Genomic DNA, 14,880 nt, shown 5'->3' with positions numbered 1-14,880 from the left:
ATGAGCTATGCTGATACGACCAGACGGTACGCAGTCGCGCTCGCCGCATCGCTGCTGACGACGGGCGCGGCCGTTGCCGCGCCGCCCGACGCGGCGCCGCCAGCCGACGCCCCTCGGCCGCCCGCGCTGCTCGACGCGGCGGACGGCGGCGCGCGCGCGGCCGCGCAGCCGGCGAGCGCGCCGCAAGACGACGAGCGCCATTTCGTCGCGAACGACGCGAGTATCAGCGTGCTGCTCAATGCGCTGTCCGGCCGGCTGCACAAGCCGATCGTCGTGAGCGAGAAGGTGCGTCGCAAGCACGTGACAGGCGAGTTCGACCTGTCGCAGCCACGCGCGCTCCTCGCGCGGCTCGGCGAATCGATGGCGCTCCTCTGGTACGACGACGGCGCGTCGATCTACATCTACGACAACTCGGAGATCAAGAACGCCGTCGTCTCGATGCGCCATGCGACCGTGCGCAGCCTGCGCGACTTCATCCGGCAGACGCGGCTCTACGATCCGCGCTTCCCAGTGCGCGGCGACGACCTGAGCAATACGTTCTACGTGACCGGAGCGCCCGTCTACGTGAATCTCGTCGCCGCCGCCGCGCGCTATCTCGACGAGGTGCGCTCGAACGAGGCGAGCGACCAGCAGGCCGTGCGCGTCGTGCAACTTCACAACAGCTTCGTCGTCGATCGCCAGTACATGCTGCGCGACAAGGAAGTCGACATTCCGGGCATGGCGACCGTGCTCGGCCGCATCTTTGGCCCCGCGCGGCCGGGCGCGCGGGCGGCGTCGCCCGCCGTCCTCCCCGCGGCGGGCGATGCGGCGGGGCGCGCCGGCGCGGGGGGCGCAACCGGAAAGCCGGCGTTCTCGCTCGCCGACGCGTTGCCCGCGCCGCTCGTTGCCGGCAATGTGCCGGGCGGCGCAGGCTCGACGGATCCGGCGAGCCCGACGGGCGGCGTCGCGCTGCCCGCGTCGGACGGCGTGCGTGCGGTCGCGTATCCGGACACGAACAGCGTGATCCTCGTCGGCCGTCTAGACAAGGTGCAGGACATGGAGGCGCTGATCCGCTCGCTCGACGTCGAGAAGCGGCAGATCGAGCTGTCGCTGTGGATCATCGACATCAGGAAGAGCCGGCTCGACCAGTTGGGCATCGATTGGCAGGGCGCGCTCAATGCGCCCGGCATCGGCGTGGGTTTGAACACTAGCGGCGGCAACGTGACGACGCTCGACGGCACGAAATTCCTCGCGTCGATCGCGGCGCTCGGCCAGACGGGCGACGCCACGGTGATCTCGCGGCCGGTCGTGCTCACGCAGGAGAACGTGCCGGCGACGTTCGACAGCAACCAGACGTTCTACGCGAAACTGATCGGCGAGCGCGCGGTGCAACTCGATCACGTGACCTACGGCACGCTCGTCAACGTATTGCCGCGGCTCACGCGCGACGCATCGCAGGTCGAGATGATCGTCGACATCGAGGACGGCACCGCCGACGGCGCGACGAGCGACGGCCAGATCTTCGCCGAGAACAACGCGATGCCGCTCGTGAACCGCACCGAGATCAACACGGTCGCGCGGGTACCGCGCGAGATGAGCCTGCTCATCGGCGGCAACACGCGCGACGACGTTACGCGCCGCACGTTCAGGATTCCCGGGCTCGCGAGCATCCCACTGATCGGCGGGCTGTTTCGCGGGCATTCGGAGCGGCACGAGCAGGTCGTGCGCGTGTTTCTGATCCAGCCGAAGCTGCTGCGCGCGGGCGCGGCCTGGCCCGACGGCCACCCGTGGGAATCCGGCGATCCGGCGGACAACGCGACGCTGCGCGCAACCGTGCAGATGCTCAAACCCTACATGGACGACAAGTCATGAGCTCGAACATCGGCGGCGCCTCCGTCGCGCGGCGCGGCTTTTCGGTCGAAGGCGCCGGCACGGCGAACCGGCTCGACGCGGAGCCGTCGCTCGACGACGCGCCGCAGGCGCCGGCGTCGGGCGCGGCGGGCGTCGACGCGCAGCTCGCCGAGTTCGACGGAGAGGCCGCGAACGCAGCCGTGCAGTTCGGTCGGTTTCGCGCGTCGGAGCGCAAGGGGCGCCGCAGCGACGATCTCGAACGGATCCTCGACACCGACGCCGACGAGAAGCTCGACGAGCTCGCCGCGCTGCTCGGCCGTCCGACCTCGCCCGACGGCCACGCGTCGCGCGGCCGCGCGGATCTCGCGGCGTTGCTGCGCGACGCGCGTGAGCGCTTTCGCGATGAGAGCGACCTGCTGCTCGCGCTGCGCGAGCTGCGAAGGCGCCGCCGGCTCGATGGCGAATCCGTCGACGTGGTCGAGCGCGCGATCGAGGAGCTGCTCGCGGGCGACGGCAACAAGCGGATCAAGGCGGGCATCAACGCGGCGCTGAAGGCAAAGGTGTTCGGTGCGCGGATGCAGCTCGATCCGCGCCGGCTGCGCGAGCTGTATCGGCAGTTTCTCGAGTTCGACGGCTCGCATCTTGTCGTCTACGAGGACTGGATCGAGCAGTTCGGCGTGAGCCGGCGCAAGCGGATTCTCGACTACGTGAGCGCCGCGCTGTCGTACGACATGCAGTCGCACGATCCGAGCTGCGGCTGCGCGGCCGAGTTCGGGCCACTCCTCGGCACGCTGCATCACGTGCGGTTGCTCGCGTCGGGCGACGAGCTGTTCGTCGGCCGGCTGCTCGACGACGCGCTCGCGCGCGATTGCGGGCTTACCGAGGCGCGTGCGCTCGCAACGATGCTGGGCGGCCTGCAGCGGCCGCTTTCGGTTGCCGACGTGCTCCTGGGCACGCTCGGCGATCTGCTCGGGCCGCTTTCGGCCGAGCGCCGTTCGCAGTTGCTGCAGCTCGCGCTGCGCGCGTTCGCGGGCGTGCCGATCGCGCTCTACGGCAACGTCGACGCGCGTCGCGCGGCGCTCGGCGCGATCGAGGAACTGATCGGCGCGACGTACGCGCGCGAGCGGCGACAGGCACGCCCGGACACGGACGCTGGCTGATGCGCGGCGTCCTTCATTCAAACCGGTCGATAGTCATGCTGAAGAATCTCCTGGTCAAGACCCAAGCGCGCCCCGAACTGATCGTCCTGAGCATGATGGTGCTCGTGATCGCGATGCTGATCGTGCCGCTGCCGTCGTACGTGCTCGATTTCCTGATCGGCTTCAATATCGTGACTGCGCTGCTCGTGTTCATGGGCTCGTTCTACATCGTCAACATCCTCGAGTTCTCGACGTTTCCGTCGATCCTGCTGATCACGACGCTGTTCCGGCTCGCGCTGTCGATCAGCACGAGTCGGATGATCCTGCTCACGGCCGAGGGCGGCAAGATCATCACGACGTTCGGGCAGTTCGTGATCGGCGATAACCTCGTCGTCGGCTTCGTCGTGTTCGTGATCGTGACGATCGTGCAGTTCATCGTGATCACGAAGGGTTCGGAGCGTGTCGCCGAGGTCGCGGCGCGCTTCTCGCTCGATGCGATGCCCGGCAAGCAGATGAGCATCGACGCGGACCTGCGCGCTGGCATCATCGACAACGAAGGTGTGAAGGCGCGCCGCACGGCGCTCGAGCGCGAGAGCCAGCTGTACGGCTCGTTCGACGGCGCGATGAAGTTCGTCAAGGGCGATGCGATTGCCGGCATCGTCGTCATCTTCGTGAACCTGATCGGCGGCATCTCGGTCGGCGTGATGCAGCACGGCATGTCGGTATCCGAAGCGCTCACCACTTACACGATCCTGTCGATCGGCGACGGCCTCGTCGCACAGATTCCCGCGCTCCTGATCGCGATCGGCGCGGGCTTTGTCGTCACCCGCGTGAGCGGCTCGGGCAACAACCTTGGCGCGAACATCGTCGGCGAACTGTTCTCGAATCCATTCGTACTCGCCGTGACGGCCGTGCTCGCGCTCGCGATCGGTTTGCTGCCCGGCTTTCCTCTCGCCGTCTTCTTGCTGATCGCGCTCGCGCTGGGCGCGCTGTACGTGCGCCGCGAATGGCCCAAGCCGAGCGAGCCGGCGCGCGAGAGAGGGGGCGTCGGCAAGGTGGCGGGCGCGCTGTCGGGCGGCGGCGCGGCGAAATCCGCCGACGCACCCAACGACGACGTCAACATCGACACGCTGATTCCGGAGACGGTGCCGCTGATGCTGATGGTGCCCGAAGCGGCGAAGCCGATGTTCGAGCGGGACGGCGTGATCGGCGCGTTCAGGCGGCGCGCGTTCGTCGACATGGGGCTGCGGCTGCCTGACATCCGCGTCGTGTATTCGCCGCAGGTGCATCTGCGCGAGGCGATCGTGCTGATCAACGAGATCCGCGCGGCGACGTTCGCGATCTGCTTCGACAGGCATCGCGTGATCGGCTCGACGCTCGCGCTCGAAGGGCTGCCCGTCGACGTCGTGCAGCTGCCGGATGGCGCGGGCGGCGACGCGTGGTGGGTGCCGGGCGCGCAGACCGACGCGCTCGCGAAGATCGACGTCCTCACGCGCTCGGCGATCGACGACCTGTACGGGCAGTTTCTGGCGGCGATGCTGAGCAACGTGTCGGAATTCTTCGGCGTGCAGGAAGCCAAGCGCCTGCTCGACGACATGGACCGCAAGTACCCGGAACTTATCAAGGAAAGCTATCGGCACATTTCGGTGCAACGCATCGCCGAGGTGTTCCAGAGGCTGCTCGCCGAGAAGATTTCGATCCGCAACATGAAGCTGATTCTCGAATCGCTCGCGCAGTGGGGCCCGAAGGAGAAGGACTCGATCCTGCTCGTCGAGCACGTGCGCGCGGCGCTCGCGCGCTACATCTCGAACCGGTTCGCTACAGGCGGCAAGCTGCGCGCGCTCGTGCTGTCCGCCGAGTTCGAGGACGCGGTGGGCAAGGGCGTGCGGCAGACGTCGGGCGGCGCGTACCTGAACCTGGAGCCCGCGACGAGCGAGCAGTTGCTCGACGGGCTCGCGCTCGAACTCGCGCGCGCGGGCTTCTCGCAGCGCGACATGGTGCTGCTCGCGTCGATGGAAGTCAGGCGTTTCGTCAAGCGGTTGATCGAGAGCCGCTTTCCGGAGCTGGAGGTGCTGTCGTTCGGCGAAGTGGCCGACAGCGTCGCAATCGATGTCTTGAAGACGATTTAAGGAGAGAAACGATGAATGTCGATGTCGTCATGCTAGTCAAGCAAAGCATGGAGAAGATGGGCTGCGGAAGCGCGATCGCGGGCGAGATGGATGCGCACGCGCCGATCTGCATAGCCTTTCATTCGATGCCCGAAATGTTCGTCGAGCACGACGGTGAGCACCTGACGATCTGGAGCCGGCTCGACTGCCCGGGCGAAAGCCAGCTCGCGCGCTGCGCGTTCGATCTCCTCGCGTACCAGCTGCCGCGCGGCTCGGACGCGTTCGCATCGCGCCGCCCGTTGCTGTCGCTCGTCGACGACGCACTGATGCTGCACGGCCGCGTCGAGCCGCGTTGCCTCGCCGACGCCGAAGGTTTCACCGAGGCGCTTGAGACGTTCTACGCGGACCTCTGCGCGATCCACGAGATCCTCGCGCGATGAATGCCGCCGGCAATCCGCTGCGGCTCTTGAGGCGGCGCGCGCATCCGCGCCGCATCCAGGGGCCGATCATCGAGGCGCTGCTGCCGGACGTCGCGATCGGCGAGATGTGCACGATTCGCGCGGCGGCGGGCAGCGACGCGACGATCGGCCGCGCGCAGGTGGTGGGCTTCGGGCGCGACGCCGCGATCCTGAGCACGCTCGGCAGCACGGCCGGGCTGTCGCGGCAGGTCGTACTCGTGCCGACGGGCGAGCGGATGATGATCGACGTATCGCGGACGTTGCTCGGCGCGGTTGTCGACGCGACGGGCGGCGTCGTCGAGAGGTTCGGCACGGTGGGCGCGTCGGGCGGCGCGGTGCCGCGTCGCTGCGCGATCGACGCCGCGCCGCCCGATTACGCGGCGCGGCGGCCGATCGAGCGGCGGCTCGAGACGGGCGTGCGCGCGATCGACGGGCTGCTCACGTGCGGCGTCGGCCAGCGCTTCGGCATCTTCGCGGCCGCGGGCTGCGGCAAGACTTCGCTGATGAACATGATGATCGAGCATGCGGCGGCCGACGTGTACGTGGTCGCGCTGGTCGGCGAGCGCGGCCGCGAGGTGTCCGAGTTCATCGAGCGGATGCGGCGCTCGGGCAGCCGGGACCGGACGGTCGTCGTGTATGCGACGTCGGACCGCGCTTCGGTGGACCGTTGCAATGCGGCGCTCGTCGCGACGACGATCGCCGAGTACTTCCGCGATCTCGGCTGTGACGTGATGCTGTTTCTCGACTCGATGACCCGCTACGCGCGAGCGCTGCGCGACCTCGCGCTCGCGACCGGCGAGGCGCCCGCGCGGCGCGGCTATCCGGCGTCGGTGTTCGAGCAGTTGCCGCGGCTGCTCGAGCGGCCCGGGCGCACGGACGCGGGGAGCATCACCGCGTTCTATACGGTGCTGCTCGAAAACGAGGAGGAGCCCGATCCGATCGGCGACGAGATCCGCTCGATCGTCGACGGCCACGTGTACCTGAGCCGGCAACTCGGCGCGAAGGGCCATTTCCCGGCGATCGACGTGCTGAAAAGCGCGAGCCGCCTGTTCGACGAGATCGCTGACGAGCCGCATCGGGCGGCCGCGCGGCAGCTCCGGTGGGACCTCGCGCGCATCGACGAGATGCAAGTGTTTCTCGATCTCGGCGAATACCGGCGCGGCGAGAACCCGGAGAACGATGTTGCGCTCGACAGGCGGCCGGCGCTCGATGCGTTCTTGCAGCAGGCGATCGACGACGCGTCGGCGTTCGGGGACACGCTCGAACGGATGCGCGAGGCCGCGTCGTGAAGCGGCTCGACAGCGCAGGGCGGCTGATTGCGGTGCTCGAGCGGCGCGGCGACGCGCTGCGTCGGCAGGCGGCGCGTGAACGCGGCGGGCTCGCGGCGCTCGACGGGCAGATCGCCGAGCGGCGCGCGGCGCTCGCGCAACTGCGCGAGCGGCTCGCGGCGAGCGCGCCGCCGAAGCCGTATACGCGCAGCGAGCTGATGCGCGTGCGCGGCAAGCAGGCGGCGATCCGCCACGAGATCGCATGCAGGCAGATCGAGGCCGACGAACTGCTCGAGCGCCGGCAGGCGGCCGAGCAGGCGTTGCGCGACAGCCTGGCCGCCGCGCTCGCGCTCGAGCGGCGACGCGACGCGCATCGCGATTGGCTCGCGCGGCGCAGGATCGAAAACGAGCGGCTGCGCGAAGCGGTCGCCGAAGCGGACATTACGGAAGGAGCAGGTCATGGGTTCAACCATCAGCATTAGCGCGCCGATCGCGGCGGGCGTCGAGCCCGCGCAGCGCGCGGAGCCGGCGGGCACGGGGCAGGCGTCCGATTTGCAGCGTGCGTACCGCGAGCAATGCGGCAAGGTGCTCGACGGGCGCCGCGACGAACGCGACGACGGTCGTGAGGGCGACGACACCGAAGCGGCGCGCGCTCACGCGGGGAAGAAAACCAAGCGCCGGAGCGAGCCGCTGGCGGCGGCGCTCTGGATGCCCGCGTTGCCCCAGGCGCGGGATCGGACGATCGCATTGCGGTGCAGCGATGCGCGGTTGGGCAGTGCGCGACGCGACGCCGGCGGCGAGGCGGGCTTCGAGTCGGGTTCGGCGGAAGGTGCGGCGACGCGCGGCGACGCAGCGGCGCTCGATGCCGTGCTCGCGACGGGTGAGCGGGCGCCCGGCGCGTCGATGGCGGACGCACGCGCGCCGCACGCGGCGGCCGAGACCGCACCGCCTCCTGCATCTGCGCACGCGGGACACGCGGATCGCCGAACGCTCGACGCCGCCGCGCGCGCGATGGCGGCCGCGGCTTCGCGGCCTTTCGCGACGCCGGCGGAACAGCCGGCGGGCGTTGCGCAACCGTCGGCGACATCGCCCGCGCGATCGCCGTCGTCTTCGCCGACAACGGCGATCGACGTCGCGTCGGCCGCCGCAGCGGCAAAACGCTTGACCGCCGGCGCCGCGCACGGTGCGGCGCGCGAGGGCGGCGACGGCGACGATCAGGGCCGCTCGGGCGACGCCGCGATCGCTGGTTTCCCACGGGCCTTTCAACCGTCGGCGTTGACGCACGCCGCCAAGCCCACCTCCCGCGCGCACGATCCGTCGCGCACCGCGGGCCAACGCGCGCAAGCCGGCGCGGCGCACTCGGAAGCGCGCGACATTCGCGACACGCAGGGCACCCGGGTGCGCTACAGCTTCAACTCATGGGATGGGCAGCCTGCGGTCGAGCTGCGCTTCGATTCCGTCGGCGCGCCGCGCGTCGTCAACGCTCAGCCGAGCCACGAGCGCGTGCAGCGCGCGATGGAGCACGGTGTCGATCGGCTGACGCCGGGATGGTCCGTTCAATTCGACCGTCAACGCCCCGATGACGACGGCGGCCGCTTGCCGTGGCGTCGCGCGCGGCAGCAACCGGAGGCGGACGAGCAATGAGCGCGCGCTACTCGCTGTTGCGGCGCGTCGCGCCTGCGGAGTTGCCGCTCTATCGGAGCGCGCAGGTGCTGCGCGTGGCGGGCGAGCACGCCGCGCTGCGCACGGTCGCGCCGCCGCTCGGCTATGCGGCGCTGCGCGCGACCTGGCGGGGCGTCGAGCACGAAGGCTGGGTCGACGTCGACGATCTGATGCGCCGCCGCTATCCGGCGCTCGGCGTGCTCGCGTGGCGCGCACTCGACAGGCGCTACGCGCTCGAGCTGCTGAGCGGGCGGGACGCCGCCGCCGAGCTGCCTGCGCCGCCGGGCGGCTGGGCGCACGTGCGGCTGGTCGATCTCGTCGAGCGCGCGCGACCCGCCGAGCCGCTGCTGTGCTTCGATGGGCCCGGCCGCCCGCGCGCGCTGTTCCGCGCATTTCCGGATGAAGTGCCCGCGACGCGCGCCGTGGCCGACATCGGCGGCGTGCCGCTCGCGATGCGCTTCGCGATCGGCACGGCGCGCCTGCCGTTCGCACTGTTGCCCGCAGTCGCGCCGGGCGACGTGCTGCTCGTCCGCACGCCGCGCAACGTGGTCAAAGTCGGCGCGCAAGCGCTATGTGAATTTTTCTGGGAAGGAGAGAACATCATGCTGAACGAGCCACTGAACGGCCAGGCGATCGACGAGACGCACGATGGCCCGCATGACGAATCCGCGACGGGGAACGCGCGGCCGGCAGCGCCGCCGCTGGCGTTCGACCTCGACGCACTGCCCGTCACGCTGGAGTTCGTGCTGCAGGACGATCACGTGACGGTCGCGCAGCTGGCGCGCTGCCATCCGGGCCTGGTGCTGCCGCTGCGCGGCACGCCGGGCGAGGTGACGATCCTTGCGAACGGCCAGCCGTTCGGCAGCGGCGAGCTGATCCAGGTCGGCGAGCAGCTCGCGGTCGAAGTGAAGGCGCTTTGGCGCGCGAAGCCGGCGGCACGCGATGGCGAATAACGAAATCGCGCTGATCGTTCTGCTGACGGCGGCGACGCTCGTGCCGTTCGTCGTCGCGGCGGGCTCGTGCTTCATCAAGTTCTCGATCGTGCTCGTGCTCGTGCGCAACGCGCTCGGCATCCAGCAGGTGCCGTCGAATCTCGCTCTCAACAGCATCGCGCTCATCATGTCGCTGTTCGTGATGATGCCCGTCGCTCAGAGCGCGTACCGGTATCTGCAGCACCATCCGCTCGACGTGATGAACAGCGACTCGGTCAACGACTTCATCGACGGCGGCCTCGGTGACTACAAGCGCTATCTGACGCGCTACTCGGATCCGGAGCTCGTGCGCTTCTTCGAGCGCGCGCAAGCCGCGCGCCTGAAGAGCGACGACGCCGACTCGTCCGACGCAAGCGCGGCCGGCGACGAGTCGGACGGCCTCGACAACTCGCTGTTCTCGCTGTTGCCCGCGTATGCGCTCACCGAGGTCAGGAGCGCGTTCAAGATCGGCTTCTACCTGTATCTGCCGTTCCTCGTCGTCGACATGGTGGTGTCGAGCGTGCTGCTCGCGCTCGGGATGATGATGATGAGCCCCGTGACGATCTCGGTGCCGATCAAGCTGATCCTGTTCGTCGCGATGGACGGCTGGACGCTGATCTCCAAGGGCTTGATCGAGCAGTACCTGAACCTGATGAAATAGCCGCGCCGCGGCGCATCTTTTAGGATGAAAAATGATGGATGAACTCACCTATGCCGGCGACAAGGCGATTCTGCTCGTGATCCTGCTGTGCGCGGCACCCGTCGCGGTCTCGACCGTCGTGGGCCTCGCGATCGGTCTGTTCCAGACGGTCACGCAATTGCAGGAGCAGACGCTGCCGTTCGGGCTGAAGATGATCGCAGTGTTCGGTTGCCTGATGGTGCTCTCCGGCTGGTTCGGCGGCAAGCTGCTCGCGTTCGCGACCGAGATGCTGTCGATCGGCCTTCGCTGAGCCGCGTCACGCCGAGCGACACGATGGATGTCTCGATGGAAGCGTTCTACCGGCAGGCCGGCGCGATCGCGATCGCGTATGCACGCGTCGCACCGGTGTTCTATCTGCTGCCGTTCCTGAACGACCGGACGATCGTCAACGGGATTGTGAAGAACACGATCGTGTTCGCCGTCATTCTCGGCTTGTGGCCGAGCTTCGCGCACCCGCATCTGCAAGGCGGCGCGCTCGCCGGCGCCGAGCTGACGGAAGCGGCGACGGGCGTCGTGCTCGGCGTCGCGCTGTCGCTGCCGTTCTGGGTCGCGACCGCGATCGGCACGCTGATCGACAACCAGCGCGGCGCGACGATCAGCGATTCGATCGATCCGGCCACGGGGGTAGAGGCGTCGGCGCTCGCGCCGTTCGTGAGCCTGTTCTACACGGCCGCGTTCCTGCAGCAGGGCGGCATGCTGACGATCGTCGGCGCGCTCGAATCGAGCTATGCGACGGTGCCGGCGGGCGCGCCGTTCTCGATCGACCTGCCGCGCCTCGGCGCGCTGCTGACCGATCTCGTCGCGCACGGGCTCGCGCTCGCCGCGCCCGTATTGATCGTGATGTTCCTGACCGATGCACTGCTCGGACTCTTCTCGCGCTTCTGCCCGCAGGTCAATGCGTTCTCGCTGTCGCTGACGGTCAAGAGCATCGTCGCGTTCGCCGTGTTCCATCTCTATTTCGTGTACGCGGCGCCGCGCGAGATGACCGCGCTGCTGCTCGTGCAGCCTTTCAGCAGCCTGGTGAAGTGAGCAATGGCGGAGAAAACCGAGAAGCCGACCGCGAAGAAGCTGCGCGACGCGGCGAAGAAAGGGCAGACGTTCAAGGCGAGGGACATCGTCGCGTTCGTCGTGATCGCCACGGGTGCGTTGACAGCGCCCACACTCGTCGATCTGACTCGCATCACGGCCGAATTCGTGCGGATCGCGTCGACGGGCGCGCAGCCGAATCCGGGCGCATATGCGCTCGCGTGGGCGAAGCTGTTCCTGCGGATCGCGGCGCCGTTCGGGCTGCTCTGCGCGGTCGCGGGCGCGCTGCCGTCGCTCGTGCAAAGCCGCTTCGCGCTCGCGGTCGAATCGATCCGCTTCGATCCGACGGCGCTCGATCCAGTCAAGGGAATGAAGCGGCTCTTCAGCTGGCGCTCGGCGAAGGACGCGGTGAAGGCGCTGCTCTACGTCGCCGTGTTCGCGATTGCGGTGCGCGTGTTCATCGATCTCTACCACCACGACGTGTTCGGGTTGTTCCGCGCGCGGGCGGCGCTGCTCGGGCACATGTGGATCGTACTGACGATCCGGCTCGTGCTGCTATTGCTGCTGTGCGCGCTACCCGTGCTGATCGCCGACGCGGCCGTCGAATATTTCCTGTACCACCGCGAGCTGAAGATGGACAAGCACGAGGTGAGGCAGGAATACAAGGAGAGCGAGGGCAATCACGAGATCAAGAGCAGGCGGCGCGAGATCCATCAGGAACTGCTGTCCGACGAGATCAAGGCGAACGTCGAGCAGTCCGATTTCATCGTCGCGAACCCGACCCACATTGCGATCGGCATCTACGTGAATCCGGACATCGTGCCGATTCCGTTCGTGTCGGTGCGCGAGACCAATGCGCGCGCGCTCGCGGTCATCCGGCACGCCGAGGCGCACGGCGTGCCGGTCGCGCGCAACGTCGCGCTCGCGCGTTCGATCTATCGCAACTCGCCGCGCCGCTACAGCTTCGTGAACCAGGACGACATCGACGGCGTGATGCGCGTGCTGATCTGGCTCAAGGAAGTCGAGGCGGCGAATCGCGGCGGGCCGCCCGATATGCCGCTGCAGACGCCGCCCGCGCAGCAGGAGGGCGGCGGCGAGGAATCGCCGGGCGACGCTTCGCCGGGCGGCGCGCCATTGGGCGACGGCGCGTCCGCTGAGGCGGGCGGCCGAAACGCATGACAACCCGAAAAGACTGCTTTGTGAAATTTTCCCGAGCGAACGGCGCGTAACGTAGCAACCGTCATTCGACGGCACTGCAACGCTGCGACATCCATGTAACTGAAAGAACCGAGCGAGGTGAAGGCATGACGCAACACGACGTGAACATAGAGGACATCGACGCCGACGAGATGGCGGCGGCGCTGCTGGACGCGGTCCAGAACGGCGCGACGTTGAAGGATCTGCATCGGGTTCCGCAGGACCTGATGAACGGCATCTATGCGTTCGCGTACCGTTTCTACCAGCAGGGGCGGCTCGACGACGCGGAGGTGTTCTTCCGCTTCCTGTGCATCTACGACTTCTACAACTCCGAGTACGCGATGGGGCTCGCGGCGGTGTGCCAGTTGAAGAAGGAATACGCGCGGGCGATCGATCTGTACGCGCTCGCGTATTCGCTGTCGAAGGACGACTTCCGGCCGATGTTCCATACCGGCCAGTGCCATCTGCTGATGGGCAAGGCGCCGCTCGCGCGGCGCTGCTTCGGCAGCGTCGTCGAGCGCTCGCGCGACGAGCGCCTCGCGCAGAAGGCGCAGTCCTATCTCGACGGGCTCGACGAAGTGAGCGCCGATGCGGCGCTCGCATCCGTCGGGAACGACCACTAGCCAACAGGAGCTGATCTATGTCATCCGGAGTGCAAGGCGGGTTGGCCGCCAACGCGAACGCTTACCAGACCCATCCGCTGCGCGACGCGGCGAGCGCGCTCGGCATGCTGTCGCCACAGGCGTACGTCGACGTGGTGTCGGCCGCGCAGCGCAATTTCCTCGAGCGGATGTCGCAGCTCGCGTCCGGGCAGCGCGACGGGCAGCCTGCCGCTGACGACGCGCGGCTCGACGGCAAGCCGGCGCTGCGCGCGCCGCAGGAGCACGATGCGCCGCTGTCCGACACGGCGGCTGCGAACGCGCACGGCGGTGGCAGCCGCGCGAGCGGCGCGGCGAAGCTCACCGAACTGCTCGGCGTGCTGATGAGGGTCATCAACGCGAGCAGCCTCAACGAGCTCAAGCAGCGCTCGGACATTTGGAACCAGATGTCGAAGGCCACGCGGGACAACCTGAACCGGCTGGCCGACGCGTTCCAGCGCGCGACCGACGACGCAAAGGCGGCGACCGACGCGGCCGAGCGGGCCGCCGCCGCCGCGAAGCAGGCAGCCGTCGACGCGAAGGCCGCGGGCGCGGCCGTCGACGCCGCGCAGAAGCGGTACGAGGACGCGGTGAAGCAGGGGCTGCCCGCCGATCAGTTGAAGGCGCTGAAGGCGGCGCTCGAGCAGGCGAAGCAGCAGGCGGGCGACGCACATGGCCGCGTGGACGCGCTGCAGGCCGACGCGGCGAAGAAGCTCGATGCGGCGACCGCGCTCGCGATGCAGGCGCGCGAATGCGAGCGGCAGATCGACAATGCGGTGAACCAGGCCGCGCAGCGGTACGGCACGGGCGCGTCGCTGCGCACGCCGCCGTCGCCGAATCTGAGCGGCGCGGCCGAGCTCACGGTGGTGCTCGGCAAGCTGCAGGAGTTGATCTCGTCGGGCAACGTGAAGGAGCTCGAATCGAAGCGGAAGCTTTTCACCGAGATGCAGGCGAAGCGCGAAGCGGAGCTGAAGAAGAAGTCCGACGAGTATCAGGAGCAGGTGAAGAAGGCCGAGGAGATGCAGAAGACGATGGGCTGCATCGGCAAGATCGTCGGCTGGGTGATCACCGCGGTCAGCTTCGCCGCGGCCGCGTTTACGGGAGGCGCGAGCCTCGCGCTCGCGGCCGTGGGGCTCGCGCTCGCTGTGGGCGACGAGATCAGCCGCGCGACGACGGGCGTGTCGTTCATGGACAAGCTGATGCAGCCTGTAATGAACGCGATCCTCAAGCCGCTGATGGAGGTGATCTCGTCGCTCATCACGAAGGCGCTCGCCGCGTGCGGCGTCGATCAGCAGAAGGCTGAGCTTGCCGGCGCGATCCTCGGCGCGGTCGTGACGGGCGTCGCGCTCGTCGCCGCCGCGTTCGTCGGCGCATCGGCGGTGAAGGCGGTCGCATCGAAGGTGATCGACGCGATGGCGGGCCAGCTGACGAAGCTGATGGATTCGGCGATCGGCAAGATGCTCGCGCAGCTGATCGAAAAGTTTTCCGAAAAGTCCGGGCTCGAGGCGCTCGGCTCGCGCACCGCGACGGCGATGACGCGCATGCGCCGCGCGATCGGCGTCGAGGCGCATGAAGACGGGATGCTGCTCGCGAACCGGTTCGAGAAGGCGAGCACCGTGATGAACGTCGGCAATCAGGTGTCGCAGACGGCGGGCGGGATCGTCGTCGGCATCGAGCGCGAGAAGGCGATGGGCCTGCTCGCGGATGTCAAGGAAGCGATGTACGACATCAAGCTGCTCGGCGACCTGCTGAAACAGGCGGTCGAATCGTTCGCCGAGCACAATCGCGTGCTTGCGCAGCTGATGCAGCAGATGTCGGATGCGGGCGAGATGCAGACCTCGACGGGCAAGCTGATCCTGCGTAAGGCCCGCGCAGTGTAATAC

General features: G+C 68.4%; 14 protein-coding genes. All 14 read left to right on the top strand.

Annotated features, from left to right (window positions below):
• A complete protein-coding gene (gene sctC, locus OEJ37_RS02400; RefSeq protein ID WP_263343056.1) occupies nt 1-1,851 on the top strand; it encodes a type III secretion system outer membrane ring subunit SctC in 1,851 nt (616 codons plus the stop codon).
• The gene (gene sctW / locus OEJ37_RS02395) at nt 1,848-2,990 is read left to right on the top strand and encodes a type III secretion system gatekeeper subunit SctW (RefSeq protein WP_263343055.1); all 1,143 of its coding nucleotides are present in this window, start codon (nt 1,848-1,850) and stop codon (nt 2,988-2,990) included. Before sctC ends, sctW begins: the two co-directional genes overlap by 4 nt.
• A gap of 35 nt (nt 2,991-3,025) precedes the next feature.
• Nucleotides 3,026-5,098: a SctV family type III secretion system export apparatus subunit BsaQ gene (gene bsaQ, locus OEJ37_RS02390; protein WP_263343054.1), complete on the top strand. Its 2,073-nt coding sequence runs from the start codon at nt 3,026-3,028 to the stop codon at nt 5,096-5,098.
• Between the two features lie 11 nt (nt 5,099-5,109).
• A complete protein-coding gene (locus OEJ37_RS02385; protein WP_174421056.1) occupies nt 5,110-5,517 on the top strand; it encodes a hypothetical protein in 408 nt (135 codons plus the stop codon).
• On the top strand, nt 5,514-6,824 hold the full coding sequence (gene bsaS / locus OEJ37_RS02380) for a SctN family type III secretion system ATPase BsaS (RefSeq protein WP_263343053.1): 1,311 nt from the start codon (nt 5,514-5,516) through the stop codon (nt 6,822-6,824). Before OEJ37_RS02385 ends, bsaS begins: the two co-directional genes overlap by 4 nt.
• Nucleotides 6,821-7,285, top strand: a complete 465-nt coding sequence (locus OEJ37_RS02375) for a BsaT protein (protein WP_174421058.1) — start codon at nt 6,821-6,823, stop codon at nt 7,283-7,285. Before bsaS ends, OEJ37_RS02375 begins: the two co-directional genes overlap by 4 nt.
• Nucleotides 7,263-8,447, top strand: coding sequence for a BsaU protein (locus OEJ37_RS02370; RefSeq protein ID WP_263343052.1), 1,185 nt, complete (start codon nt 7,263-7,265; stop codon nt 8,445-8,447). Before OEJ37_RS02375 ends, OEJ37_RS02370 begins: the two co-directional genes overlap by 23 nt.
• Complete coding sequence (gene sctQ / locus OEJ37_RS02365; protein ID WP_263343051.1) at nt 8,444-9,418, top strand: type III secretion system cytoplasmic ring protein SctQ; 975 nt, start codon at nt 8,444-8,446, stop codon at nt 9,416-9,418. Before OEJ37_RS02370 ends, sctQ begins: the two co-directional genes overlap by 4 nt.
• Nucleotides 9,408-10,097: an EscR/YscR/HrcR family type III secretion system export apparatus protein gene (locus OEJ37_RS02360; protein WP_174421061.1), complete on the top strand. Its 690-nt coding sequence runs from the start codon at nt 9,408-9,410 to the stop codon at nt 10,095-10,097. The genes sctQ and OEJ37_RS02360 overlap by 11 nt, the downstream gene beginning before the upstream one ends.
• 34 nt (nt 10,098-10,131) lie before the next feature.
• Nucleotides 10,132-10,386 carry a SctS family type III secretion system export apparatus subunit BsaX gene (bsaX, locus tag OEJ37_RS02355; protein ID WP_263343151.1) on the top strand — a complete coding sequence of 85 codons (255 nt, stop codon included), beginning with the start codon at nt 10,132-10,134 and terminating at the stop codon, nt 10,384-10,386.
• Nucleotides 10,387-10,409: 23 nt separating this feature from the next.
• Nucleotides 10,410-11,165: a type III secretion system export apparatus subunit SctT gene (gene sctT / locus OEJ37_RS02350; protein ID WP_174421062.1), complete on the top strand. Its 756-nt coding sequence runs from the start codon at nt 10,410-10,412 to the stop codon at nt 11,163-11,165.
• A 3-nt stretch (nt 11,166-11,168) separates the two neighbouring features.
• A complete protein-coding gene (locus tag OEJ37_RS02345) occupies nt 11,169-12,341 on the top strand; it encodes an EscU/YscU/HrcU family type III secretion system export apparatus switch protein (protein ID WP_263343049.1) in 1,173 nt (390 codons plus the stop codon).
• A 125-nt stretch (nt 12,342-12,466) separates the two neighbouring features.
• Nucleotides 12,467-12,982, top strand: coding sequence for a type III secretion system translocator chaperone SicA (sicA, locus tag OEJ37_RS02340; RefSeq protein WP_174421064.1), 516 nt, complete (start codon nt 12,467-12,469; stop codon nt 12,980-12,982).
• 17 nt (nt 12,983-12,999) lie between these two features.
• Nucleotides 13,000-14,877, top strand: a complete 1,878-nt coding sequence (bipB, locus tag OEJ37_RS02335) for a type III secretion system translocon subunit BipB (RefSeq protein ID WP_263343048.1) — start codon at nt 13,000-13,002, stop codon at nt 14,875-14,877.
• Nucleotides 14,878-14,880 lie beyond the last annotated feature (3 nt).

Origin of the sequence: Burkholderia sp. BKH01 (genome assembly GCF_025685725.1) — a bacterium.
Classification (GTDB): Bacteria; Pseudomonadota; Gammaproteobacteria; order Burkholderiales; family Burkholderiaceae; genus Burkholderia; species Burkholderia pyrrocinia_C.
This window is presented reverse-complemented; position numbering and strand designations above follow the sequence as displayed.